At 65.6% G+C, this 22,655-nt stretch carries 19 protein-coding genes and 2 pseudogenes; 13 read left to right on the top strand and 8 right to left on the bottom strand.

Annotated features, from left to right (window positions below):
- Positions 1-60: 60 nt before the first annotated feature.
- A complete protein-coding gene (locus OK015_RS14640) occupies positions 61-345 on the bottom strand; it encodes a ferredoxin (RefSeq protein WP_268123828.1) in 285 nt (94 codons plus the stop codon).
- Positions 345-1,478, bottom strand: a complete 1,134-nt coding sequence (locus OK015_RS14635) for a Rieske 2Fe-2S domain-containing protein (protein WP_268123826.1) — start codon at positions 1,476-1,478, stop codon at positions 345-347. Before OK015_RS14635 ends, OK015_RS14640 begins: the two co-directional genes overlap by 1 nt.
- A 101-nt stretch (positions 1,479-1,579) precedes the next feature.
- On the opposite strand from OK015_RS14635, the gene OK015_RS14630 reads away from it, so the two are divergent.
- Positions 1,580-3,292, top strand: a complete 1,713-nt coding sequence (locus OK015_RS14630) for a 3-ketosteroid-delta-1-dehydrogenase (RefSeq protein WP_268123824.1) — start codon at positions 1,580-1,582, stop codon at positions 3,290-3,292.
- Here OK015_RS14630 and OK015_RS14625 read toward each other — a convergent pair.
- Positions 3,289-3,900 carry a PadR family transcriptional regulator gene (locus OK015_RS14625; protein ID WP_268132750.1) on the bottom strand — a complete coding sequence of 204 codons (612 nt, stop codon included), beginning with the start codon at positions 3,898-3,900 and terminating at the stop codon, positions 3,289-3,291. The two genes, OK015_RS14630 and OK015_RS14625, sit on opposite strands and share 4 nt — an antisense overlap.
- A 182-nt stretch (positions 3,901-4,082) precedes the next feature.
- On the opposite strand from OK015_RS14625, the pseudogene OK015_RS14620 reads away from it, so the two are divergent.
- The 4 genes and pseudogenes from OK015_RS14620 to OK015_RS14605 all read left to right on the top strand — a co-directional run.
- Positions 4,083-4,196, top strand: a pseudogene (locus OK015_RS14620) (TIGR03619 family F420-dependent LLM class oxidoreductase); the annotation flags it as partial.
- A 328-nt stretch (positions 4,197-4,524) separates the two neighbouring features.
- Positions 4,525-5,523, top strand: coding sequence for an alkene reductase (locus OK015_RS14615; RefSeq protein WP_268123821.1), 999 nt, complete (start codon positions 4,525-4,527; stop codon positions 5,521-5,523).
- Positions 5,524-5,616: 93 nt separating this feature from the next.
- Positions 5,617-9,165, top strand: coding sequence for a carboxylic acid reductase (gene car, locus OK015_RS14610; protein ID WP_268123819.1), 3,549 nt, complete (start codon positions 5,617-5,619; stop codon positions 9,163-9,165).
- A 35-nt stretch (positions 9,166-9,200) separates the two neighbouring features.
- Positions 9,201-10,142 (top strand): TIGR03564 family F420-dependent LLM class oxidoreductase, encoded by a 942-nt coding sequence (locus OK015_RS14605; protein WP_268132748.1) that lies wholly within the window; start codon positions 9,201-9,203, stop codon positions 10,140-10,142.
- Between the two features lie 4 nt (positions 10,143-10,146).
- On the opposite strand, the gene OK015_RS14600 is transcribed toward OK015_RS14605, so the two are convergent.
- Together OK015_RS14600 and OK015_RS14595 are read right to left on the bottom strand one after the other, a co-directional pair.
- Positions 10,147-10,998: a hypothetical protein gene (locus OK015_RS14600; RefSeq protein WP_268132746.1), complete on the bottom strand. Its 852-nt coding sequence runs from the start codon at positions 10,996-10,998 to the stop codon at positions 10,147-10,149.
- Positions 10,999-11,056: 58 nt separating this feature from the next.
- Entirely contained in the window at positions 11,057-11,515 is a 459-nt protein-coding gene (locus OK015_RS14595) for a DUF1003 domain-containing protein (protein ID WP_268123817.1), read from the bottom strand.
- Between the two features lie 394 nt (positions 11,516-11,909).
- Here OK015_RS14595 and OK015_RS14590 point away from each other — a divergent pair, with 394 nt between their 5' ends.
- From OK015_RS14590 to OK015_RS14575, 4 genes are all read left to right on the top strand, one after another.
- Positions 11,910-13,037: an FAD-dependent oxidoreductase gene (locus OK015_RS14590; protein ID WP_268123815.1), complete on the top strand. Its 1,128-nt coding sequence runs from the start codon at positions 11,910-11,912 to the stop codon at positions 13,035-13,037.
- Positions 13,038-13,112: 75 nt separating this feature from the next.
- Complete coding sequence (locus OK015_RS14585) at positions 13,113-14,204, top strand: zinc-binding metallopeptidase family protein (protein WP_268132744.1); 1,092 nt, start codon at positions 13,113-13,115, stop codon at positions 14,202-14,204.
- Positions 14,205-14,355: 151 nt separating this feature from the next.
- A complete protein-coding gene (locus OK015_RS14580) occupies positions 14,356-14,796 on the top strand; it encodes a flavin reductase family protein (protein WP_442791301.1) in 441 nt (146 codons plus the stop codon).
- Complete coding sequence (locus tag OK015_RS14575) at positions 14,793-15,551, top strand: pyrimidine reductase family protein (RefSeq protein WP_268123812.1); 759 nt, start codon at positions 14,793-14,795, stop codon at positions 15,549-15,551. The genes OK015_RS14580 and OK015_RS14575 overlap by 4 nt, the downstream gene beginning before the upstream one ends.
- A gap of 19 nt (positions 15,552-15,570) precedes the next feature.
- Here OK015_RS14575 and OK015_RS14570 read toward each other — a convergent pair whose 3' ends face one another.
- Positions 15,571-16,056, bottom strand: coding sequence for a polyketide cyclase (locus tag OK015_RS14570; RefSeq protein ID WP_268123810.1), 486 nt, complete (start codon positions 16,054-16,056; stop codon positions 15,571-15,573).
- Positions 16,057-16,414: 358 nt separating this feature from the next.
- On the opposite strand from OK015_RS14570, the gene OK015_RS14565 reads away from it, so the two are divergent.
- Entirely contained in the window at positions 16,415-16,756 is a 342-nt protein-coding gene (locus tag OK015_RS14565) for a hypothetical protein (protein ID WP_268123808.1), read from the top strand.
- 139 nt (positions 16,757-16,895) lie between these two features.
- On the top strand, positions 16,896-18,707 hold the full coding sequence (locus OK015_RS14560; protein ID WP_268132742.1) for a serine/threonine protein kinase PknE: 1,812 nt from the start codon (positions 16,896-16,898) through the stop codon (positions 18,705-18,707).
- On the opposite strand, the gene OK015_RS14555 is transcribed toward OK015_RS14560, so the two are convergent.
- On the bottom strand, positions 18,704-18,895 hold the full coding sequence (locus tag OK015_RS14555; RefSeq protein WP_268123806.1) for a hypothetical protein: 192 nt from the start codon (positions 18,893-18,895) through the stop codon (positions 18,704-18,706). The two genes, OK015_RS14560 and OK015_RS14555, sit on opposite strands and share 4 nt — an antisense overlap.
- Positions 18,896-18,910: 15 nt before the next feature.
- Between OK015_RS14555 and OK015_RS14550 the strand changes: the two are divergent.
- Both OK015_RS14550 and OK015_RS14545 read left to right on the top strand, forming a co-directional pair.
- Positions 18,911-19,519 (top strand): annotated as a pseudogene (locus OK015_RS14550) (patatin-like phospholipase family protein); the annotation flags it as partial.
- A 159-nt stretch (positions 19,520-19,678) separates the two neighbouring features.
- Complete coding sequence (locus OK015_RS14545; protein WP_268123804.1) at positions 19,679-21,373, top strand: serine/threonine-protein kinase; 1,695 nt, start codon at positions 19,679-19,681, stop codon at positions 21,371-21,373.
- On the opposite strand, the gene OK015_RS14540 is transcribed toward OK015_RS14545, so the two are convergent.
- The gene (locus tag OK015_RS14540; protein WP_268123802.1) at positions 21,374-22,498 is read right to left on the bottom strand and encodes a hypothetical protein; all 1,125 of its coding nucleotides are present in this window, start codon (positions 22,496-22,498) and stop codon (positions 21,374-21,376) included.
- Between the last annotated feature and the right edge of the window lie 157 nt (positions 22,499-22,655).

Here is a 22,655-nt window from a genome sequence, read left to right as displayed (position 1 = left end):
CCGCGTCGCGCACCTTTGCGGCCGAATCACGCGACCAGGGACACGATTTCTCAGACGACGCTAATCGTCGACGATGGCCAGCTCCCCGTGCCGCACCGCGTCGAGAATCGACTCGCGCAGCGCCGAACACACCAGGAACACACCGCGGCTGGCGTGCGCCGACACCTTCCGGGCTTCGGCGCGCTCGGTGCATCGGTCCGTCGCGTCGGCGTTCCACTGCACGCTGGTTTGGCTCCAGGTGCTCTTGCGGACCAGCACTCGTGCGCCGCAGCTGCGACATGCCACGGGCATCATCGGCATTTCGTCGAGCCGATTGTCGGTCCGGACGGCCGGATCGGACGCCATCACCCCGAGCCCGCCACGGCTCCCTGGGCCGCCATGTTCGCTTCCACCTCTTTCATCCACGCCTCATAAGGCCTGGAGGTGTCCAGCTCGAACTCGAAGCGGTCCACCATATCCGGCTCGACCTCGGCGGCGTCGACGTAGAACTGCTGATACCAGCGCCGGAGTTGGTAGACCGGGCCGTCTTCCTCGACCAGGAGCGGATTATCGATGCGTGCCTTGTGCCGCCAGATCTGGACATCCTGCTCGAAGCCGAGCTTGATGTAGTCGCCGAGCGTGATCGCGGTCCGCATGGCCTCGTCGCCGGACAGCGTCTCTGATTTCTTGACAATGATGCCATATTGCAGCACAAAGGAATTCGAGTCGATCGGGTAATGGCAGTTGATCAGGATCGACTGGGCGTCGCCGTGCCGGTAGTGGTAGGTCAGGTCGTCGATCATGAAGGACGGCCCAAAGTAGGACGCCACCGACGTGTTGCCCAGCATCTGTGCGCCTTCGGTGCCCCCCATGTCGGGACGGCCCTCGCCGTTCATGTACTGCGTCGCGACGTGTCCTTCGAAGATGTTCTTGAAGTAGGTCGGCAATGCGCCGTGGATGTAGAAGAAGTGCGCCATATCCACGACGTTGTCGATGATTTCGCGACAGTTGCTTCCCACGATCGTGGTGTACCAATGCCAGTCGGTCCACTCGTCGCTGGTGGCTCCTTCGATGCGCGGGATCGTCACCTCGGGCGGTGGTGGTTTGCGCTCCGGGTCGTTCCAGACGAACAACATGCCGTCCTGCTCCAGCGTCGTCCAGGTCGCGGTGCGAGCCAGCCGGGGTGCGCGCCGTGCATAGGGCACCTGCTTGCATCGCCCGTCGCCGCCCCAGCGCCAGTCGTGGAACGGGCACGCGATCTCGTCGCCCTTCACCTCACCCTGGGAGAGGTCGCCACCCATGTGCCGGCAGTAGCCGTCCAGGACGTTGATCTTGCCGTCCCCGCTTCGGAAGACGACCAGCTTCTGACCGAAGGCGTTGATCGCGTGCGGCTTACCGTCGCCGAAATCTCGGGTCAGGCCGAGGCAGTGCCAGCCGCGGGCGAACCGGGTCGGTGCGGCCTGGGCCTCGATAAGCCGAACTTCGTCGGTGTCATGCATGCGCATGATTCAACTCCGCGGAGCACCCGGTGGGGATTAGCTGTTCCACTCATCAGGACGACTGTTCCGAGGCCTTGTCGCCGCGGCATAGCGTGCTCGGCGTGGCAGGACACAGCGCGACGATCCCCACCGGGCTACCCGTGGCCGACACCACCGTCGACCTGCTGGTAGTGGGTTCGGGCACCGGCATGGCCGCGGCGCTGGCCGCTCACGAAGTCGGACTGTCGGTGCTGGTCGTGGAGAAGGCGTCGCACGTGGGCGGCTCGACGGCCCGGTCCGGCGGAGCGCTGTGGCTGCCCGCGGGTCCGGTGCTGGCCGAGGCCGGTGCCGGCGACACCCAGGAGCGCGCCACCACCTATCTGGACTCGGTGGTCGCGGGTTCGGCGCCGCGGCAGCGCTCGACGGGATTCGTGACGCACGTGTCCGCGACGGTCGAGATGCTGCGCCGAATGACTGCCCTGCGATTCTTCTGGGCCCGTGACTATTCCGACTACCACCCCGAGGAGCCCGGTGGCAGCGCGGCGGGCCGTACCTGCGAGTGTCACCCGTTCGACACGTCGGTTCTCAGCGCCTACCGCACCCGGTTGCAACCGGGCTTGATGGAGGTGAGCGTCCCGATTCCGACGACGGGTGCGGACTACCGGTGGATGAATCTGGTGGCGCGAGTGCCGGGTAAAGGAATCCCGACGTTCGGCAAGCGACTGGCACAGGGAGTGGGCGGCCGGATGCTGGGCCGGCGTTACGCCGCGGGCGGGCAGGGCCTGGCGGCCGGCCTGTTCGCGGGGGTGTTGCGCGCTGGTATCCCGGTGTGGACCGACACCACCCTGCTGCGCCTCGACGGCGACGCGGACCGCGTTCGCGGCGCGGTCGTGACGCACGGCGGCCGCGAGGTGACGGTCACCGCTCGGCGCGGCGTCATCTTGGCCACCGGCGGTTTCGACCACGGCATGGACATGAGGTGGAAATTCCAGTCCGAGTCACTGGGCGCCAACCTGAGCCTCGGTGCGGCGGCCAACACCGGCGACGGGATCCGCGCCGGACAAGAACTAGGCGGCGGGATCGATCTGATGGACCAGGCGTGGTGGTTCCCGGCCGTGGCGCCGCTTCCCGGCGGGGCACCCGCCGTGATGCTGGCCGAACGATCGCTTCCCGGCAGCCTCATCGTGGACCAGCGCGGCCGCCGCTTCGCCAACGAATCGGCGGACTACATGTCCTTCGGCCAGCGGTTGCTCGAGATGGAACGCTCGGGCAATTCGGTCGAATCGATGTGGATCGTTTTCGACCAGCAATACCGCAATAGCTATGTCTTTGGCGCGCAACTCTTCCCGCGGATGCGTATCCCGCGGCCGTGGTATGACGCGGGCATCGCGGCGCGTGCCGACGACTTCCCCGCACTGGGCGCCCGAATCGGCGTGCCGGTTCCGGAGTTCACCGCGACCGTCACTGCCTTCAACCAAAATGCCGCTGCCGGAACCGATCCCGACTTCGGCCGGGGCCGCAGTGCCTACGACCGCTACTACGGCGACCCGACGATATTCCCCAACCCCAACCTGCGCGGACTGACCAGGGGCCCGTTCTATGCCGTGCGGATGGTGCTCAGCGACCTCGGGACATGCGGCGGACTGAAAGCCGACCACCGGGGCCGGGTGCTGCGCGAGGACGGCGCGGTGATCAAGGGTTTGTACGCGATCGGCAATACCGCCGCTAATGCGTTCGGGACCACGTATCCGGGTGCGGGCGCGACAATCGCGCAGGGACTCGTGTACGGCTACATCGCCGCCCGGGACGCGGCGGGCGCCGGTCAGTACAACTAGTCGGCTTCGCGCTTGGCCTCGATCTGCTTTTCGACCTCGCGCCAGTATCCCGGCGTGGTCCGTGGTTTGCCGTTATCACCCTTGGGCGCCGTTTGCAGGATGCCGTCGGCTTCGTCGATCTCCTTCATCAGCTCCAGCGCGAACTCGCGCTCGGCGGCGTAGTACTTGGCCGCCCAGCGCAGTGCGAGCACCGAATACGCCCACGCGGGTTCGGCTTCGGCTCCCTCGGAATCCTCGAGAGCCTTGCGATGTCTGGCTTCCGCGTACGCCACGTGTTCCTGCAGCAATTCCTTGAGCCGAGCTGGGTTACTCAGATGCCCGAACGTAATTCGTAGCAGCACGCTGTGCTTCAGCACCGGTGGATCCACGGGTGCATGGTTGGTCCACTCGGTGACCGCGTCCATCCCCGACGGAGTGATTTTGTACAGCCGGCGAGCGCGGGTGCCCTCGTCGCGTTCGACGCGCGAGGTCACCAGACCCAGACCTTCCAGCTTCTTCAACTCGGTGTAGATCTGGCTGAACGAGGGGCTCCAATAATAAAGGTCGACGCTCCAGTCAATCCACTTCTTCAGGTCGTAGCCGGAGACCTCCTCTTCGTAAGACATCATGCCCAGGAGCGCCCAGCTCGTGCCGGCAAGCACCGCCTTGTTCAGCTTTCCGCTGGTCTGGGCCACCTCGCCAGGCTAACAACACGCAATTGTGACTTGCGTGGCACTGACCGCTGGCCGGGACACCGCAATGCGGCCGATTTTGGATGACGACCGATTCCTGCGGTCGGCCACTTGGGCCCGCCGAGCAAGGCGTGACGGTCAGTACCGTTCCCTTTCCCGCCCTCGGCGGCGTCGACGAATATCTCGAGTACGCCCAGTGGGTGATCGAGGAGATCACGCCGAACTTCCGTTAGCTGGCGAAGGCGACTTCTGGCGCTGTGGGAGGAAACGCCTCTTATGCGATAGGACACGTGTCCTAGCCGTGGCGGTATGACGGCGACACCATGGAGTTGTCCGCACGGTCAACGGGCAGCTTCGACGTCCGTGTCGTGGCGGTCAATTTCCCGGGGACGAAAGGTGCGGACAATCGTGGCTCGAAGATTCGCTGTTGCCGGTCGAACACAACGACTTTGCACGTCGCATCCGACCGGAACCGCAGCACCGCCGCGGCTACTCCCACCAGGCCATCCTTTGCTGGCCCCAATCCAATTGGGCGCGTTGTACGCACCGCACCGAATCCTGATGGCACCCATTACCCGCAACCGCGCGGCAGACGATGGGGTGCCCACCCGGCTGATGGCCGATTACTACGCACAGCGGGCCAGTTCGGGCCTGATCATCACCGAAGGCACGTTCTGCTCGGCGCGGGGGCAGGCGTACCCCAAACAGCCGGGTTTGCACACCGACGCGCAGCAGGCCGGATGGGCGCGGGTCGCGGAAGCGGTCCACGCGGCCGGCGGCCGAATTGTGCTCCAACTCATGCACTCGGGTCGTATCTCGCATCCCGACATCCTGCACGGCCAACGGCCCGTCGCTCCGTCGGCGATCAGGCCGTCCGGCACGGTGCATACGGACGCCGGCAAGAAGGTCTTGGGTGTCCCACATGAACTCAGCGTCCGCGAAATAAGCTGCGTGATAGCTGATTTCGTTGCCTCAGCGCGCCGCGCACGTGCTGCCGGCGCCGACGGCGTGGAGATCCATGCCGCGAACGGGTATCTGTTGAGCCAATTTCTCAGCTATGACGCAAATTACCGTCGCGACGCTTACGGTGGGTCTGCCCAGGATCGCGCTCGGCTGCCCAGCGAGGTCATCTGTGCGGTCGCCGACGCGATCGGCCCCGACCGGCTGGGGTTGCACATCTCGCCGGGCAACCCGGAGAGCGACATTCAGGAACCGGATCTCGAGGCGCACTTGATTCTGGCCAAGAACGCCCGCGAATTGGGGTTGGCCTATCTGCACGCGCGGGTTCCACCCGAACGCCCGATCTATTCGTGGTTGCGCCGCCGATGGCCGGACCGCCTGTTGCTCAACCGCGGGTTCGAGACGACGACCACCCGTGAGGAAGCCGTCGCCGCCGTCACGACCGGCACGGCGGACGCCGTGACCATTGGCCGTGCGTATCTGGCGAATCCGGATCTGGTGCGGCGATGGACCTATGGCGCAGAACTCAACGCGCCCCGCTTGGAATTCGTCTCCACCGGTGACGCGTTGGGCTATACGGATTATCCGCCCTTGGCGTGACGCGTAACGAAGGTCACACTCACTGGGCGCAACCCCCTCATCGTCCGGGCGGTGTTCTGGTTCGAAGAACAAATAAAGGCGGAAGGACACACCATGACGAGCGGATCGCTGCACGACACGCGACTGACCGAGACGGGCGACGACCGAGACGAGCGACTGGCTCGGCGGGTGGCCGAATTGTTCGACAATGATCCGCAGTTCCGCGCTGCCGCTCCTCTTCCCGAAGTCGTCGAAGCGGCCTGCGCACCGGGCCTACGGCTCACCGAGATCTTCGAGACGATCGTCGAGGGCTATGCCGATCGTCCAGCGCTTGGCGAGCGCGCTCGCCAATTGGTCACCGATGCCAATGGCCGCACCTCGCTACAACTGCAGCCGCGTTTCGAAACCATCAGCTACCGCGAAGTGTGGGACCGGGTGCGCGCGATCGCCAGCGCCTGGCACAACGATGCCGAGAACCCGCTCACCGCAGGCGATGTCGTCGCGACTGTCGGATTCTCCAGCGCTGACTACCTGGTCGTCGACATGGTTTGCGCCTATTTGGGCCTGGTAACCGTGCCGCTACAACACAACGCCGGGGTAGCCCGGCTCCGCCCGATCATCGAGGAATGCGAACCGAAGATCGTCGCTGTCAGTGCCGAGTACCTCGATTTGGCGGTGGAGTCCGTGCTGACCAGTTCCTCGCTGCGGCAGCTGATGGTCTTCGACTACCACCCCGAAGTCGACGATCAGCGGCAGAACTTCGAACAGACTCGTATTCGGTTGCAGGGCAAGGGCGCTCAGGTGCTCGTTACCACGGTCGACGACGTCGTCGAGCGTGGCCGCCGTCTGCGCGCCGTTCCCGCCTTTACCGAGGGCAGCGACGAGCGCCTGGCGATGATCATGTACACCTCGGGCAGCACCGGAACGCCCAAGGGCGCCATGTACACCGAGCGAACGATCGCCAAGGTGTGGACATCGGGATTCTTCCTCACGCCGGGACTGCCGGTGCTCAACGTGAATTTCCTGCCACTGAACCACCTCGGGGGACGTCTGCCGTTGGCGTCGGCGTTCATCGCCGGCGGCACCAACTACTTCGTCCCCGAGTCCGATCTGTCCACCCTGTTCGAAGACTGGGCGCTGGTGCGGCCCACCGAGCTCGGCGTGGTTCCGCGCGTGGTGGAGATGCTGTACCAGCACTACCGCGGTGCGGTGGACCGCGGGATCGCCGAGGGGGCAGATCCCGCGGTCGCGCGGCAGGATGCGGCGACCGAGGTGCGCGAGCACGTGCTGGGCGGCCGCATTCTCGGCGGCTTCGTCGGTAGCGCTCCGTTGGCCGGAGAAATGAAGACGTTCCTGGATTGGGTACTGGACGCGCACATCCTCGACGGCTACGGCCTGACCGAGACCGGCATGCTCACCCGGGACGGCGTGATCAGCCGCAAACAGGTCATCGACTACAAGCTGGTCGACGTCCCCGAGCTCGGTTACTTCCTCACCGACCGGCCGTACCCGCGCGGGGAATTGCTCGTCAAAACCGACACGATGACACCGGGTTACTACAAGCGCCCGGAGATCACCGCACAGGTTTTCGACGAGGACGGTTACTACAAGACCGGTGACGTGATGGCCGAGATCGAACCCGACCGGCTGGTCTACGTCGACCGCCGCAACAATGTTCTCAAGCTTGCTCAGGGCGAGTTCGTCGCCGTGGCGAACCTGGAGTCCACCTACGCCGGTGCGCCACTGGTGCGACAGATCTTCGTCTACGGAAACAGCGAACGGCCGAGCCTGCTGGCCGTCGTCGTGCCCACCCCCGAAGCGCTTGCCGAATACGGCAACAGTCCGGCGCTGAAAGCGGCGATCCACCAGTCGCTTCGGCAGACCGCGGCGGCCGCACAGCTGCAATCCTATGAGCTGCCGGTCGACTTCATCCTGGAAACCAAACCGTTCACCGACGAGAACGGATTGCTCTCCGGTTTGGGCAAGCAGCTACGCCCCCGGCTCAAGGAACGCTACGGCGAAGCCCTCGAGCAGCTCTACACCGAAATCGCGGCCGCACAGGTGGACGAGATCCGAGTGCTGCGCGAGACCGCGGCCGACCGACCGGTGGTGGAAACGCTGGCCGGGGCCTGCCGCGCTCTGCTCGGGACCTCGGACGCAGACCCCGAGGCCCACTTCACCGACCTCGGCGGAGATTCGTTGTCCGCGTTGACGTTCTCCCACTTGCTGGCGGATATCTTCCGAATTGAGGTTCCGGTTTCGGTGATCACCAGCCCGGCCAACAACATCGCGAAGATCGCCGACTACATCGACGCGCAGCGCGGTGCCGGCGTTGCGCGTCCGACCTTCGCGGCCGTTCACGGGCAAGGCGCCACCGTAGTTTCGGCCGGCGACCTGACGCTAGACAAGTTCATCGACGTCCAAACCTTAGACACTGCAGCATCTTTGCCACACACGACCGGCGCGCCGCATACAGTGCTACTGACCGGTGCGAACGGATGGCTGGGACGATTCCTGACCCTAGAGTGGATGGAACGACTCTCCCAGCGGGGCGGCAAGCTGATCACGATCGTGCGCGGACGCGACGCCGAAGAGGCCGGCGCCCGATTGGAAAAGGTCTTCGACAGTGGCGATCCCGAACTGCTGAGCAGGTTCCGCGAGCTCGCCGCTAGGCATCTCGAGGTGCTGCCGGGCGATATCGCCGACCAGAATCTGGGGCTGGACCCCGCGACCTGGCAACGGCTGGCCGACACCGTCGACCTGATCGTGCACCCGGCCGCTCTGGTCAACCATGTCCTGCCCTACGACCAACTGTTCGGGCCCAATGTCGTCGGGACCGCGGAGCTTATCCGGCTTGCGATCACCACAAAGATCAAGCCGGTCACCTACTTGTCCACCATTGCGGTGGCGATGACCGTGCCGCCCGGCCAGTTCCAGGAGGACGGGGACATCCGCCGGGTGAGCCCCAACCGGCCGCTCAACGACGACTACGCGAACGGTTACGCGAACAGCAAGTGGGCCGGCGAGGTGTTGCTCAGGGAGGCCAACGATCTGTGCGGCCTGCCGGTCGCGGTGTTCCGGTCCGACATGATCCTCGCCCACACCCGATACCGAGGACAGCTCAACGTGCCCGACATGTTTACCCGGCTGATCTTCAGCCTGCTGGTGACGGGCATTGCGCCGCATTCGTTTTACGAACACGACGGGGTCGGCAGCCGGGCGCGTGCGCACTACGACGGCCTGCCGGTCGACTTCATCGCCGACGCCATCACCACGATCGGCGCCCGAGTCGGCGACGGCTACCGCTCGTTTGACGTGATGAACCCGCACGACGATGGTATTTCGCTGGATGTGTTCGTGGACTGGCTGATTCGGGCCGGCAACAAGATCCAGCGCATCGCCGACTACGACGAGTGGCTGACCCGATTCCAGACCGCGTTGACGGGTTTGCCCGAGCGGCAGCGTCAGCAGTCGGTGCTGCCACTACTGCACGCCTTCCGCAAGCCGGAGACGCCCGTCCGGGGCGCTGCCGCACCGACCGAGGTGTTCCACGCCGCGGTGCGCGCGGACAAGATCGGCCCCGACAAAGACATCCCGCATATCTCGGCGGAGTTGATCGACAAATACGCCAAAGATTTGCGGCAGCTGTCTTTGCTCGGCTGAGCCTGGACACGACGAGAGGGCGAGAGGGTGCGATGATGGAGATCAGTGTCTTTACCTCGCTGGGCGACGGTGACGGACCCACGGTGGTGAACGCGTACATCGACGAGGTTGCGCGCGTCTCCGAGGAGGGATTTTCACGCATGTGGACAGCCCAATTACCTTGGGAGACAGATCTTCTGGGTGTCCAGGCCGTCGCGCTACGCGAGGTGCCAGATATCGAGTTGGGTGTCGGGGTGCTGCCCATCCAGGTCGCGCATCCGATGCTGACCGCGCAGCGTGCGTTGACCCTCAGCGCGCTGTCGGGTGGTAGGTTCACGCTGGGGCTAGGGGTGGCCCACCCGAGTTTCAGCGAGGACTGGTGGGGAATTCCCTGGGAAAAGCCGGTGCGGCGGATGATCGAGTACCTCGACGGTGTGCTCCCGCTGCTCACCGGTGAAGAAGTCAACGCCACCGGACAATTCGTCACGACGTATGGGTCGTTGCAGGTGTCCAATGTCCCCGCGCCCCAGGTGTATATCGCCGCGATGGGGCCACAGATGCTGCGCGTGGCAGCTCGGCGCACCGCAGGAACATTTACCTGGATGACCGGGCCCAGGACGTTGGCCGAACACATCGGCCCCACCTTGCGTGAGGCCGCGGCCGCCGCCGGACGCCCCGAAGGCGCTGTCAAGGTACTGGCCGGCCTGCCCGTCTGTGTCACCGATGACGCGAACGGTGCCAGGGCCCGGGCAGCCGAACAATTCGCGATCTACGGCACACTTCCGACGTATCGCGCGATGCTGGACCGGGAGGGTGCGGCCCGCCCCGAGGAGATCGCTCTCATCGGTGACGAGGCCGCCGTCGCCGACCGGATCGACGAGATACGCACCGCCGGCGTCGACGAATTCGCGGCGTATCCGTTCGGCGACGGCGACGAAACCCGCGCGCGAACCCTGGCGCTGTTGCGCAAGGTTGCCGAGACGTCGCCTACCGGCTAGCGGGTCAGCGGATCCGCAGGCCGTGTTTGCGGACCCAGAGCACCGCCATGACGCTTCCGACCGCCCACATGATCAGCGCAATACCAAGGTGCACAAAGCTTTTCGTTTCGCGGCCGAACACCGGCCAGATCAGCGCGGGAATCTGTGTCCAGAGCACCTGATGCTCGACCCCGTTCATCGGGTCCGCGACGTAGTACACGGCGTAGGGCAGTGTCAGCGCAACGATCCAGGCGCGGGTGCGGCGACGGTCGCCACGCTGGCGCCACCGCCGCAGCAGCGGCTCGACGCTGACCGGGTGCAGCACCGAGAACACGTTTCCCACGCCGAGCCAAGACACGATCGGCACCGCGACCGTGGGAATCGTGACAGCGAGGCGCGCCGGAGTTTCCAGCCAGAGGGTCAACACCACCGCGGTGATCAACGTCGGCAGGCCGACGATCACCAGCAGAGCCACGTTCTTGACCAGCAGCACCCGCCAGAACGGCACCCCGTCCGAGACGGCCTGAATGACACGGTAATGGTCGGCCCCCAGCAGGTTGGTGGTGGTGACATCGGCGAGGATCCACGACGAGAAGTAGGTGCCCACCAGCACCACCCAGTCCTGGTGACGGCCGAGCGTCAGCGGCTGCACCGCCAGCCATCCCACCGCGAAGATCAGGTTGGCCAGCACGCCTGCCAGCCAGGTGCGCGGCGGGGTGAACGCCCAGCGGATTTCGGCCGCAACCGCCGGCCACAGGCTTCGCCGCAGATCCTCGGCGGCCCTCTTGGCCGCCGTGGGACGGGGCGCCGACGCCCGGGCCACCGTGCGCAAGACGGCACGCACCCGTGGGTGCAGCGTCTGCTGTACCTCGACCATGTACTCCCCCACACGCGTGGCGGTCCGTGCGACCACTCGCTCTGCCAATCCTTTTCGGCTACACCGGCCGCTCGGGCGTCGGCCCGATCAGCCTCCGGTGCAATTCCCCGGTAAGCACGTGAATCTGGCGGGTGAGCTCGGTGTTGGTCTTCAGCTCCAACTCCTGAGTCTCAAAGTCGTGGTCGGCCCTGGCCTGTTGGAAGGCCGCCTGACGGTTCTGGCCGATCATCACGAAGGTCGACAGAAAAATCGCCTCGAGGGACACGACGAGGGTCAGCGTCGGCCATGGATTGCGTTCCACAAACAGCATCCATACAGCGAACAACGCCGCGTGCAGCCAGACGAAATTCATCGACCCGGCGAATGCCGTGATCCGATCCGCCAAGCGCAACTGAAAATCGTCGCCGCGCCGTTTGGCCTCCTCCAGCACGGCCGGATGATGAAGCTGGCCGGTGCGCAGCAGCCGGCGCGGAATCAATTGCGGGCTGTGTCGATGGTTGTCGGCTGGTGTCGTCATCGTGAGCCGGTCCTTTCTGCCACGGCGATACGCGTGCCCCGCCAGCTGGACCGCTCTGGCCGCGGCGCGGTGCCGCTGAATAATGCTAGTGGCCACGGGTCCACGAGACGGCGAAGATGCCGACGTTCAGCGGGCGGGCGCCGTGACGACGATCGATTCCTCGCCCGGCGCCCGTTGCGCAGGTACTGCTGCAGCGCCGGCATACCGGTCGTTTCGGGGTGCTCCGTCGCGCCCGTGGTTGCCTAGTAGAACGTGTTACAGTTTGGCCGACCGCGACCGCGGGGCCACCGTACCCGGGCGTTTCAGGCGAGGAGGCCCGCATGGATTCCGCCGCCGGTGGCCGCGCGCGTACGATGTCGCGGAAAAACTTTGCAGCAGAAATGAATTCGGAATAATGGCCGCGCGCAAACGCGTCGTCGTGGCAGGGCTGGGTGACGTCGGCCTGTTAACCGCGATCCGGCTGGCCCGGCACGCCGACGTGGTCGGAATCTCGGTCAAGCCCGCGCTGGTGAGCGGACAAGAACTCGGAGTGCGGCTCTCCCGCCCCGGCGACTGGGCACGTGACTACTGGATTCCATTCGACCGGTTCCGCGGTTTGGACCGGGTGCGCACGATTCAGGCCACGCTGACCGGAGTGGACTTGGCTACCCGAACCGTGTTCGGCCGGGGCGGCGACGGCGCGACCGTGGCCGAGGAATTCGACGCGCTGGTGATCTCCACCGGGGTGACGAACGGTTTCTGGCGTCAACCGACCATCCAATCGGCCGCTGAGATCGGCACCGACCTGCACGCCGCGCACAACCGTCTGGCCAGCGCCAACTCGGTGATCGTCGTCGGCGGCGGTGCGGCCGCAGTCAGCAGCGCCGTCAATATGGCAACGACGTGGCCGGATAAGCGGATTGACCTGTACTTCCCCGGAGACGCCGCGTTGAGCGGGTATCACCCCCGGACCTGGAAGCGGATCCGGGGCCGGCTCACCCAACTGGGCGTGGGCGTGCACCCCGGGCATCGCGCGGTACTCACCGACGGCTCCGCAAGCCGGGAGATCACCGCAGAACCCATCACCTGGAGCACCGGACAACCACCGGCGACCGCCGATGCCGTGCTTTGGGCAATAGGCCGGGTACAACCCAATACCGACTGGCTACCGGCCGAACTGCTCGACGAGCACGGCTTCGTTCGCGTGTCGCCGGAGCTGGAAGTGCCCGGCCATCGCGGTGTTTTCGCCGTCGGAGACGTCGCTGCGAGCGACCCTCTGCGCAGTTCGGCGCGCAACCGTGGAGATTCCTTGGTAGCCCACAACATCCGTGCCGAGTTCACGGGTCGACGACTGCGCACCTATCGAGCACCCGGACGACGGTGGGGCTCGCTGGTCGGGATCCAAGCCGATGGACTGGAGGTCTTCCTGCCCACCGGCCACGCGTTCCGGCTTCCCGCCTGGTCGGTCCAACGAGTGGTGATGCCGGGGGTCGTGCGCTGGGGCATGTACCGCGGGGTGCGGGCAAACGACCCCCTGCGGTAATCGCCTGCGCGCGTGAAAGTCTGACCGCGACGGGTGAGCCTACTGTTCGACCTGGTTGTGTGCCACGATGATCGGGTGCGCGCATTCGCCTGCCCGGTGTGCCACGGCTTCGTGACGTTCGAATCGCATCGCTGCCCGAATTGCCAGGCCGCGTTCGGATTTCACGCACCGTCGATGGCTATGGTCGCCACGGCATCCGGCGCCGCAGTCGTGGACGGTTGTCGCTGGATCGGGTGCACCAAAGCTAGCGACCTGGGCTGCAATTGGCTGGTTCCCGAGGAGCAGCCGGATCACGCAAGTCGCGGACGTTGCCTGCCCGATTCGCTGATCCGGCGCGAACCGGCCGCCGATGACACCATCGCCGTCGAGAAGCTGTCGTCCACGACGGTCGACCTGCGCAGACTCACCTATCAACTGTTGGACCTCGGACTTCCCGTCGATGCCTTCTGGCGGGTCGAGGGCGGGCTTGCCTTCGACCTGCTGTCCAGCTACAGCACCGAAGAGAAAGTCGTGATCGGCCATGCCGGCGGGGTGATCACCATCGACCTGACGGAGTCCCTGGACGCGTACCGGGAATCGCTTCGAGTGCGGCTCGGCGAACCGTACCGCACGATGCTGGGGCACTTTCGGCACGAGGTCGGCCACTACTACCAAAACCTATTGGTCGAGACCGGCCCGGGCGTACGCCATCTCGACGAATGCCGAGAGCTCTTCGGCGACGAACGCGCGGACTACCAAGCCGAAATCGCTCGTCACTACCAATTCGGGGCGCCCGAGAACTGGGACGAGTCATTCATATCGGAGTACGCGACCATGCATCCGTGGGAGGACTTCGCGGAATGCTTTGCGCACTATCTGCACATCACCGACACCATCAACACGGTGTGCGAGGCCGGGTTTATCCTGGTCGCCGACCGCGCACGCGTCGCCGTCCCCCGCGACATCGTTCCCCTCGCTTCTTACGCGGATGTCCCCATCGAGCAACTGCTGTATGACTGGAAGTGGTTGGCGCTGTTCTTCAACCGGATCAACACCGCGATGGGCAAGCCGCCGCTGTATCCCTTCGTAATCCCGCCCCCGGTGATCCGGAAATTAGGCTTCGTACACAAGGTGATCCGTCAGGCGACGTCGAACCCGGCTGAACCGTCCGTCGCCCGTCGACGATAGGCCGCGACAATGGAACGAGGGCGCGAGACTGTGATGCTGGCGGCCATTGAAGTCGGTGTGATTCCAAACTGCGGCGAAGGGGAATAGTGAGCGGGTGAGCGAGCCGGAGGTTAGTGCATTCGAGAAGCTGGTGGCGCTGCTCAACTACCCCATGTTCGTCGTGACCACGCAGGCCAACGGCCACACCGCCGGTTGCCTGGTGGGCTTCGCCAGTCAGGCCAGCATCTGTCCGCCCCGTTTCCTAGTGGGCCTGTCATCGCAAAATCACACCTTCCGAGTCGCCGCCCACGCCACCCATCTGGCGGTACATGTGTTCGATATCGAACAAATCGACGTCGTCGAGCTGTTCGGCAGCCAAACCGGCGACCAGACCAACAAGTTCGACCGCTGCCGGTGGCATCGCGGCCCGGCACAGCTCCCGATCCTCGACGACGCCGCCGCCTGGTTCGTCGGCAAGATCCTCGATCGTTTTACCCTTGGCGACCACGTCGGGCACCTGCTGGAACCGCTGGATGGCGACCCGCCCGGTGAAGACGAGCAATGGGTGTCCTTTGACGATGTCCGCTCGCTGGACCCGGGCCACGAGGCATGACCGCGTCCGATCGTCACCGACAGCAGGCGGACACCGTCAACGAATCGCCACGCGTGGGAACGGTCAGCGACATCGCCGAACTGGCCTCGTTCTATGCCGAGCCGCCAGACGGAGTGCGCGTCAACATGATCTACAGCGCCGACGGTGCCGCCGTGTTCGGCGGTCGTGTCGGCCCGCTGTCGAGTCAGACTGACCAACAGCTGCTGAAGATCCTGCGGGGCTTGGCCGACGTGGTCCTGGTCGGCGCCGGCACCGCGCGCGCCGAGAACTACGGTCCGGTGCAACTCAGCGAGACCCAGCAGGCCGAACGGCAGCGCGAGGGAAGGACCAAGCCTCCCCCTGTCGCCGTGATCAGTCGAACCGGCCAACTCCCGACCAGACTCGTCAGCGACCCGAGCCGGCCAGCGCTATTGGTGACCTGCGCGGCGGCTGCGGCGCGGCACGACCACAGCAGCGATCAACGATGCGGCGTGCTGGTGGCCGGCGAGGACACCGTGGATGTCGCGCGGGCCGTCGCGCTGCTGCGCGCACACGGACTGTCCCGAGTCCTCTGCGAGGGCGGACCTACGCTGCTCGACGAACTCGTGGACGCCGACGCCGTCGCGGAGATCTGCGTAACGCTGGCCCCCAAGCTCGCCACCAGCCAACCGGTAGGTCACCGACGGCATCCCTCGCGATTGCCACTGCCTGCCACGTTGCGACTCAAACACGCATTGGTTTGCGACGACTACCTGTTCTTGAAGTATCGCCGCTGATCACAGCCCGCGCGGCCGGTCAGCCGCGCGGGTATCCGCGGCGGACCGTGCGGTCGAGAATACCCAGCGTCGCCCGCAACGCACCCTCGGACAGCACCGGGAAAATTCCGGCGTCCCGCCACTTCGGGTCGATCGTCGACCAGTCGTAAAACGAGGTGACCACGGTGGCCGCGGCATCCGCAGTCGGTGCGAGCTGGAACCCGTAGACGTGCCCGATTTGTGGGCGAAGCTGGCCGAGGACCGTCCACGAGATCAGTCGATCACGATCGAATTCCTTGATCTCGACGGTGACGTCGTACTTGCCGAGTTGGGGGTAGTCATTGAGGGCCTCGCGGTCCATGTGGACGACGAAGCTATCGCCGGCGGCCCCTACCGGCTCGCCGTCGGCGTCTTGCAGCATTCCCGTCGAGTCGATGGCAACATGGCCCTGCGGGTCGCACAGCAGCCTGAAGATATCGGCCGCCGGCGCCAAAATCGTGCGCTCGATCTCGATTCGTTCGGTCATGCGTCCTCCCAGCCAACGTTGATGGGTCGTCGGTCACTCTACGGCGCTCGTGCCGACCGATGTCCGAAACCGGATGGCCCGCAACAGTTGCCTCGCCGCCCCGGACAACGTGGGGCTGTGCTGCTCCGATGGCGCCAAGCACCGTGCTGTGCGACGGTGGGTTGATGCGGCGGCGCAAATCCCGCGTGGACGACCGGGCCTACCCCCCGACCCGGCGTGCCACGGGGAAGTCCGAGACAAGCGTGCGGTTTCGGTGCGGTGACACAAGTTCAAACGGTCGTCGAATTGCCTGTGCGACATCACCTTCAGTCCGCCGCCTGCTACTTTCTCGCGCTTCCGGAGGAGGAACATCGGCCAGGTGAGCAATTCAGACGACGACAACGGCTACCGCAATATTGCGGTGAACGGGCTGCGGCCCAACGAACTTCGCTGGGCGCTAAACCACGATTCCGTGCATGGCATTGCGTACGCATTCAAAAATCCCGTCGCGGTGGCCAATTCCAGCGACGATCCCGACGACGAGCGACAGACCTACTTGGTGCGGATCAAACGCGACCACTTAGCCACGGCGCTGGGAAACATCAACGAATGGATCGTCAAGAATCCCGGCAACACCGGGATGCACGCCTATGGGTTCCTCCGGGCGCTGTCGCGGGAGGGCCTCGGCGAGCGCACGACCGGTGACGAAGAGCGCCGCTGATCGGGAGTTGATCGCCGGCTTTGCCACCGACATCGGCGTCGTACCGCCGGCTTATTGAATTGGCTGGCAATCTCTCTATTCACCATGCCCCTGCGTGGCCCAAACTATTAGCCTTATGCCTGGCACGGAGGAGTCGGCGATGGGCGAGACCGCGGGTTCGCGGGAGGGCTCGCAGTTTGGGCCCTATTTGCTGCGGCGACTGGTGGGTCGCGGCGGCATGGGTGACGTCTACGAGGCCGAGGACACCGTCCGCGAGCGCGTCGTCGCGCTCAAGCTCATGTCGCAGACGCTGTCCAACGATCCGGTCTTCCGCACCCGGATGCAGCGCGAGGCCCGCACCGCGGGACGACTGCAGGAACCCCACGTCGTGCCGATTCACGACTTCGGTGAGATCGACGGCCAGCTCTACGTGGACATGCGCCTGATCGATGGCCGGGACGCGGCCACCATCTTGAGCCGATACGGACCGTTGACTCCGCCGCGGGCGGTGGCGATCGTGCGCCAGATCGGCTCGGCGCTCGACGCCGCGCACGCTGCCGGCGTGACGCATCGCGACGTCAAACCGGAGAACATCCTGGTCAGCGGGGACGACTTCGCCTACCTGGTCGACTTCGGGATCGCCAGCGCCACCTCCGACGAGAAGCTGACGCAATTCGGTACCACGGTCGGCACCTTCAAGTACATGGCCCCGGAACGGTTCAGCGACACCGAGGTCACCTACCGAGCCGATATCTACGCACTGGCCTGCGTTCTGTATGAATGCTTGACCGGATCTCCGCCGTACCAGGGTGATCAGGTCAGCGTGATGAGCGCGCATCTGCACCAGGCGATCCCGCGACCCAGCGCCGCGCGGCCGGGCATTCCGGCCGCCTTCGACCCGGTCATCGCGCGCGGCATGGCCAAAGACCCGCTGGACCGCTACCCCACCTGCGGCGACCTGTCGGCGGCCGCGTATGCCGCCCTGGCCACGCCGGATCAGGATCGGGCGACCGACATTCTGCAGCGCAGCCAGGCCGCCGAACTACCGGCGGCATATGCCGGACGGGCGCCCATCGGGTTTGCGTCGACGCCGTCCGCCAAGGGCGGTTACGCGCCGCCCGGGGGCGCGCGTTGGCCCGCCTCGACTCCCCGGTCGCCGGCTCCCCCCAGCGGACCCGTCGCGGCGCAGACGGGATGGCCCGGCGCTGCCCGCTGGGCCACGGGCGATGCCCCCAGCGTGGGGCTGCCGTCCTGGGGCCAGCCGCCACCGCGGCGCGGGCACACCGCTTGGCTATGGGCCGGCCTGGCGGCCCTAGTCGTGGTCGCAGTGGTGGGTGCGGTCCTCGTTGTCGCCCAACCATGGCGATCGTCGGGCCCGTCCTCGCCAAAACCACCCGCGGCACCAGACGCGGTTGAACTCCGCGTCGTCGACGACGGTGTCTCGGTAGGCAGCCCGGCGGCGCAGGTGACGATCGACATCTTCAACGAGCCCATCTGTCCGCCGTGCGGCAGCTTCATCCGGTCGAATGCCGGCGATATCGAAACCGCGGTGAACAACCAGAAACTCGCGGTGCGCTATCACCTGTTGAACTTCCTCGACGAGAAGTCGCACAGCAAGAACTACTCGACCCGCGCGGTGGCGGCCACGTACTGCGTCGCGGCTCAGAACGAGCCGAAGCTCTATCTGAGGTTCTATTCGGGGCTGTTCGCCAGCGACTTCCAGCCGCAAGAAGGCGCCCCAGAGGATCGAACCGACGGCGAATTAGCTCAACTGGCCAAGACGATCGGCGTCGACGCCAGCGTTATTAACTGCATCAAATCGGGCGAAGACGTCGCGACCGGCAAAGCAAAGGCCGAGGCCGGCGACACGACGCTGGCCGGGTTCAATGCCACGGGCACACCGTTCGTCTGGGACGGCAACAAGTCCATCAACTATCAAGACGCGACCTGGTTGACCAAACTTCTCGGCTAGTCCCGGGTGGCGTGGGCCGCTTCGGCCCCGTCGCTCTCCGCGAGTGCTCGGCGGACGTCAGCCGGAACCGACGTGTACACGGCGAAGAGGTCGCAAACGCCTTCTTGCATATCGCATTCGATGACCTTCACGAACGCTTCCTTGTCCGCAACCTCGAGCACGAGATCGTCGAAAGGAGCGACCGTCACGGCGGTGTGAATCCGTTCATCCGCACCAATCCGATGCGGGACTACACCGTGCCGGTGAAAGGGCTGACGCGCGGGCGGCGCATTCCCTCCCTCTTGCGGCGTGCTTACGGCGAGCGGCTGGTGGAGGAACTGCCCAAAGAATTTCGCTGCGTCAGCGTTGACCTGCTGGGGCGGCGTACGGTCGTGCACCGTCGGGGTCCGGTCGCCGACGTCGTGGGGTGCTCGCTACGACTGCCCGGGATTTTCCCGCCCTACGTCTACGACGGCACGCTGCATGTCGATGGCGGTGTGCTCGACAACCTTCCTGTCTCGACGCTGGCGGGTACCGAGGGCCCGCTGGTGGGGATAGCTATCGGTTTCGGCGGCGACGCGACGACCGCGTCCGCGACTGAGTTCGCCGGTCCCCCACGCATTCCCGGGATCGCCGAAACCCTCATTCGCACGATGACGATGGGTAGCGGGTTGGCCGCCGCCTCGACCCTGGCCCAGGCCGACATAGTGATCCGGCCCAGCACCCGCGGCGTCGGGCTGCTGGAGTTCCATCAGATCGACCAGGCCCGCGAAGCCGGTCGCGCCGCGGCCCGGGAGGCCTTGCCCCAAATCCTCGCGCTCGCGCACCGATGAGCACGGCGCACCAGGGCTCAGCGAGATATTTTATGCCGCAGCATGTTCCCGTCGCGCAAACACGATCGCGCACGCACCACCCCGATGTTGTAGTTTTCGAGCTGTGAGAGTGGCCGAGGCCTACCGTCATGGTTCCCAGGCCCTGAATAGGAGTCAGCGATGACCGGCGCGCAAGGCTCGCGGTTGGGGACGATGTTCGGTCCCTACTACTTGAAACGGCTGCTGGGTCGCGGTGGAATGGGCGAGGTGTACGAAGCAGACCACACCGTCAAAGAATGGACAGTGGCGCTCAAACTGATGTCGCTTGCGTTCAGCCAAGACCCGGTGTTTCGCAAGCGGATGGAGCGCGAAGCACGCATCACCGGCCGTTTGCTGGAACCCCACGTGGTCCCCATCCACGACTACGGCGAAATTGACGGGCAACTGTATTTGGAGATGCGCCTTATCGAGGGCGTCGACCTGGGCAGCCTGCTCGAACGCGACGGGGCCCTGGCTCCTGCGCGGGCGGTGGCCATCATCCATCAGGTCGCCTCGGCGCTGGACGCCGCTCACGCCGCCGGAGTGACACACCGTGACGTCAAACCACAGAACATCCTGATCACCGGCAACGACTTCGCCTATCTGGTCGACTTCGGCATCGCCAGCGCGAAAACCGACGAAAAACTCACCCAGCTGGGCACCGCCGTGGGCACCTGGAAATACATGGCGCCCGAACGGTTTTCGAATGTCGAGGTGACTCCCCGCGCGGACGTCTACGCGTTGGCCTGTGTGCTGTACGAATGCCTGACCGGGGCGCCGCCCTATCCTGCCGATAGCACCGGCGTACTGGTCACCGCGCACATGATGGAACCCATCCCGCTGCCCAGCGCCCAAGGGTTCGGCGTGGACCGGGCATTCGATACCGTGATCGCGGGCGGCATGGCCAAGAACCCGATCGAGCGCTACGCCACCGCCGGCGATCTGGCCGAGGCCGCACACGACGCCCTTTCCCGGCCGGAGCGCGACCGTGCCGCAACCATTCTGCGGCGCAGCGAAACTTCGGCGAAGCCACATGACATCCGGCCGGACGGGGCCGTCGAAACGTCCTCCGCCCCGCATACCCGATACAACCCGCTGACATCGCCAGGACCCGACACGCAGCCGGAGAGCCCGGCACCGCCGCTGCCGGCAGCCCCGGTCAGCGGCGCGCTGCCCACCGCGGGGGAACCCAGCACCGCCACCCAGCCCGGCGCCGCTGGATCCGATCAACCGGCGGCACCGGGTAAACGCAGCCGTTGGCCGATTCTCGCTGCGGCGGCCGCCGTTGTCGTCGTCGCCATTGCCGCCGCTGCCGGAATCTGGCTGACGATGAAGCCCTCCGGCCAGCAACCGCCAAAGGCGGGTGGGACGAAAACCGCGGCGCCCACCAGTCAAGCTACCAGCAACGAGCAAGCCCGACTGCTCAGCCTGCTACCGCCCGGCTACCTCGCCGGCACCTGCACCCCGGCTACGCCGGATTCGGGCAGCATGTGGGTCAGCGCGGTGGCGATGGTGTCCTGTGGACAGAACACCCAGCCCGGCGGCCCGAGTCATGCCACTTACGGCCTGTTCCCGACACCGGACCGGCTGAAGAAGTCGTTCACCGATGACATCGCCAATGTCAGCCTGGTGAACTGCCCCGGGGAAGGCGCCTCGCCGGTGAGCTGGCACTACGACCAAACCCCTAACGAGATGGCCGGTTTGATCGCGTGCGGCACCTACAACGGACACCCGAACGTGATTTGGACCAACGACGAAAAGCTGATGCTCAGCGACGTCGCGGGCGACCCCGCCACCGTCGAGGACTTGCACACCTGGTGGGACGCCTACGGCTGATCACTGCGCGCGCGGCGGCACCGGGACGAACTCAGTAGGGTTCGGCGACACCATCGCCGAGAGTCTTTTCAGGCATACGGACGGATCGACGTCTTCGAGCTTGATCCCCGCGAAGGTAGCGGCGTCGACGCGCAGGCTGATCAAGCACGGCCGGATCGGTTGACCGGTGCTCGGATCCGTTGTTGCGACGACGCCGTTGAAGATCACCACATCGAATCGATGCTCGGTGTCGAGTTCGAAGACGATCGCCAAAGACAGCAGCGTGAGCTGCGCAATAGTGCTGGCGTACAACGCTTTTACTTGCCCCACCGGTCGGGCTGTCTCGACGACCGTGTCCCTGCTCTTGACGTAGCGGTACGCCTTGGCCTTCGGGACTACATTTACCGTGGGTAACTCATACTCGACCACCAATTGGCCTGTGGTCGGCGAGTATTCAACGACGGGCTTAGGGCTGATGCCGCAGGGCAATGGCATTGCCGTCAGGGCCGATTGGACGTGGGCCGCCGTTTCGGCCGGGGCTGACTTCGACAGATCCGGCAGGCGCGGCAATCCCGCACGAAGTAGATCGGTCAGGGCCGCCACTTGGGATTCAATTTTCGCGTTCTGCCGCTCCACTTGGGCGGCCACGCCGTCGAGGTTGTAGATCTCGCTGTCCAGGACAACGTCTTTCGGCCAGCGGCTCAGCTGCCATTCGCGCTGGCGTGCCAGCTCGGCGGCCCTGGCCCTCGCTTCGGCTGCCTGCACTGCCGCATAGAGCGCCTTGGTCGTCTCGAGTTCTCGCAATCGCTGTTGTTCGCGCACGGGGTACTGGCGGCGGGCCAACTGATACCGGTGACGGGCCTGCGCCAGCTGCCGCTCGGCGTCGGGTAGTCGATCGTAGGCCGGGGGCTGCACGAAATCCGACAGCCGGGGCAGGGGTTCCGCGATCTCCAAGTAGCGGATCCGCATTTCGCAGACTTCGGCGTCATGGCGGGCTTTGCTGACGGTGTAGTAATCCCCCAGCATCCGGCACGCCGACTCCCAGTTTTCGACACTCGGTCGCGGCGAGGAGCGCCACAGGTTCCAGAGCGCGTGGTACGCCTCCAGTTCCGCGGCCCGCCGCTGGCCGTCGTCAAATGACCCCATGCTCTCCCCTGGCCGGGTGATCTTCGTGTCTTCAAAACTTAGCCCGTCAGGTGCGACATGTGCAGCGTGGCGCTCTCGCATGCACCGAGAGTCGCCGGGCGTGGGAGCCTCGGATTATCAAGCTCCGCGAGCGCGACCGACCCCCACGCCCGACGAC

Origin of the sequence: Mycobacterium sp. Aquia_216 (assembly GCF_026723865.1) — a bacterium.
GTDB lineage: Bacteria > Actinomycetota > Actinomycetes > Mycobacteriales > Mycobacteriaceae > Mycobacterium.
Note: the sequence above shows the minus strand (reverse complement) of the source record. Positions and strands in the feature narration are given on the sequence as shown.